Source organism: Streptomyces otsuchiensis, assembly GCF_004305975.1.
Taxonomy (GTDB): domain Bacteria; phylum Actinomycetota; class Actinomycetes; order Streptomycetales; family Streptomycetaceae; genus Streptomyces; species Streptomyces otsuchiensis.
Map to the genome: position 1 here is coordinate 1 of NZ_BHZI01000425.1, position 3,299 is coordinate 3,299.

Below are 3,299 nucleotides of genomic sequence, written 5' to 3' on the forward strand. Positions count from 1 at the left end.
CACCCGCACCCACCGCACCGAGGAGCCCGCCGCCCGTGACCGACCACGGCACCGAGACCGCCCCGCCCGCCGGAGTCCGCGGCGCACCCGGTGGCGCCACCCCCGCCGACGCCGCCGACGCCGCCCGGCTGGTCTCCTTCGGTCTCCAGCCCCGCCTGCAGCCGGTCCGGGACGCGGAGTACGCCGCCGGTGTCCGCCGCTACCTGGAGGACCCGGCGTTCGCGCGGCTCACCGACGCCGTGGCCACCGGGCTCGGCCTGATCGTCCTGGAGGTCTCCACCCGGGCCGGCATGGCCGTCACCGCCGCCGAGGACTCGGTGTTCGCCGTCCGCATGGGTGAGTACGCCCGCCGCACGGCCAGTGACTCCGCCGACCGCTTCCTGCACGGGCTGGCCCACCTCGCCGTGGCGGCCATGGCCTTCCCCCGTCCCCAGGACCTCGCCGACGACGGCTACCTCGGCCGGATCACCGTCAACGGCGTGGACGCCTTCGTCCGGCAGGCCTGCCGCCGGCTGGAGCAGCGGGCCGAGGAGTCGGGGGAGAACACCGACCCGGCCAGCGACACCCCCGGACTGGAGGCCGCCTGGCGCGTGTACGCCCGCCGCAGCGCCACCGGCGCCACCAAGGACGCCCGCAGACTCGCCGGTTCCACCACCGGCATCATCGGCAAGGCCGTCTCCTTCCTCGCCGACTCCGGATTCCTGCAGCGCACCGGCGACGACGAGGGCGGCGCCTACCGCACCACGCCCCGCTACCAGCTCCAGGTACGCGACATGGCCGGCCGCGCCGCCATGACCGAACTCCTGGAGCTCGGCGTGGTCCCCGTCGGCGACGGCAGCCCGACGCTGGCGCCCGCCTCGCGGGACGACGTCCTCGTCGAGGGCGCCGGACTCCCCTTCCACTCCTGATCCCGTCCGCTCCTGACCCCTCTCCGCCGGCCCAGGCACCGGCCGGCCGCGGCGCCGGGGCGCCGCACCGCCACCCTCACCCACCAGCCTTCCGACCTCCTGTGAGTGCCCGCCATGTACGAGCTGTCCCGGGTCCGCCTCTACTCCATCGGCCCCGCCGGCGCCCGCTACGCCGACACCGTCCTCGACCTGCGCGGCGTCGGCGAGGAGGTCCCGGACCCGGCCCCGGTGCAGGCCGACTTCTTCGAGGACGAGCCGACCGGACCGCCCCGCCGCCCGGCCCCCGCCGGTGTCCTGTTCCTGGAGAACGGCGGCGGCAAGTCCGTCCTGCTGAAGCTGATCTTCTCCGTGATGCTGCCCGGCCACCGCAACACCCTGGGCGGCGCCAGCTCCGGAGTGCTGCGCAAGTTCCTGCTGGCCGAGGACTGCGGCCATGTCGCGCTGGAGTGGCAGCACACCCTGACCGGCGAGAGCGTCGTCGTCGGCAAGGTCAGCGAGTGGCGGGGCCGCCAGGTCTCCAACGACCCGCGCCGCTTCGCCGAGGCCTGGTACTCCTTCCGTCCCGGACCGGGCATGACACTCGACTCGCTGCCGGTGGCCGAATCCACGGCGATGCGTCCCCGGGCCGACCAGGAGGGCGCCTCGGGCGCCACCGGCCGCCGGCGCACCATGAAGGGGTTCCGGGACGTCCTCACCGAGACCGGCAAGGCCTACCCCAACCTCGACATCGTCTGGGAGGAGGTCCACGAGCGCTGGAAGGAGCACCTGGAGGCCCTCGGCCTCGACCCCGAACTCTTCCGCTACCAGCGCGAGATGAACGCCGACGAGGGCGAGGCCGCCGGCCTGTTCGCGGTGAAGAACGACTCCGACTTCACCGACCTGCTGCTGCGCGCCGTCACCGACACGCGCGACACCGACGGGCTCGCCGACCTGGTCCACGGCTTCTCCCACAAGCTGGGCCGCCGCGCCGAACTCACCGCGGAACGCGACTTCACCGCCGGCTCGCTCGACCTCCTGCGGCGGATCGCCGAGGCCGCCGACCGCCGCGGTCAGGCGCGCGCCGTCCACGCCGGCGCCGAGGCCCGGACCCGCGCACTCGCCGGCCGGATGGCCGCCCGCGGCACGGCCGAACGTGAACGCGCCGCCGTCCTCTCCGGGCGCGTGGAGGCCGCCGCCGAGACGGCCGCCGCCGCCGGACTGACCCGCGACCGTGCCGCCCGCACCACCGCCGAACTCGCCTACCGGCACGCCTCCCTCGCGCTGGCCGCCGCCGAGCGGTCCGCGGCCGGGCTCCGCCGGGAACTCACCGAGGCCCGCACGGTGCACGCCGCCTGGCAGGCGGCCGAGACCGTGCTCCAGCACCGCGCCGCCACCGACCGCGGCGCCCGGGTCGCCGCCGCCATCAGTGAGGCCGAGCGGGACGCCGCGCCCGCGCTGGCCGCCCGCACCCGGGCCGCCGCCGCGCTCGCCCGCGCGCTGGAGTCCGCCGCCGGAGGCGCCGAACAGACCGCCACCGAGCAGGAGGAGCGTTCCGCCGCGCTCCAGGCCGAGAGCGACACCGCCCGCCGGGAGGCCACCGAGGCGGCGACCTCCGCCCAGCGCGCCCGCAGCGAGAGCGACCATCTCCGGCAGCGCATGGAAGAGGTCTCCCAGGAGACCGCCGAGGCGGTCCGCGCCGGCTGGCTGGAGGACGCCGGACCGGGCACCGACCCGGCCCGCGCCGCCCTGGAGGCCGGTGCCGCCGAGGAGAGCGCCGCCGAGGCCGCCGAACGCGCCCGCGACGCGGCCACCGCCGCGACCACCCACACCCGGCAGGCAGCCGACCGTCACGCCCGCGCCCAGCTGGCATCCGCCCGGGCCGCCGACGCCGCCCGAGCCGCGCGGGCCGCCCACGCCGCCGAGCGCGACACCGCGACAGCCCTCGGCCGCGAGGAACGCCTGGCCGAGCTGCTGGGGCTCGCCACGGGCGACCCGCTCACCGCCGAGCAGCTGGACGAACACGCCGACGAACTCGGCGGGCTGCTGGAGACGACGGTCAGCGACGCGGAACGCAGCCTGTTCGAGCTGCGCACCGCCGCGGCCGACGACAACCGCATCCTCGGCGCACTGGGAGACGGCGGCCTGCTCCCGGCCGGCCCGGACGTGCTGACGACGGTGGAGTTCCTCGGCGAGCACGGCATCCCGGCACTGCCCGGCTGGCGCTACCTCGCCCAGGCCGTCGACCCGGCGGACCACGCCGCCGTCCTGGCCGCGCGTCCCGAACTGGTCGACGGCGTCGTCATCACCGACCCGCAGAGCCACACCCGGGCCCGCGAGGTGCTGGCCGAGGCGGCCCTGCTGCCCCGGTCCGCCGTCGCGGTCGGCACCGCCGCCGCACTGCTGGCACCCACC

Annotated in this window: 1 protein-coding gene and 1 pseudogene; both read left to right on the forward strand. The window is 76.8% G+C overall.

Annotation, left to right across the window (positions count from 1 at the left end):
- Positions 1 to 35 precede the first annotated feature (35 nt).
- Positions 36 to 908 carry a hypothetical protein gene (locus E0D90_RS24625; protein WP_227870481.1) on the forward strand — a complete coding sequence of 291 codons (873 nt, stop codon included), beginning with the start codon at positions 36 to 38 and terminating at the stop codon, positions 906 to 908.
- Positions 909 to 1,022: 114 nt separating this feature from the next.
- Positions 1,023 to 3,299: pseudogene (locus E0D90_RS24630) on the forward strand (hypothetical protein); the annotation flags it as partial.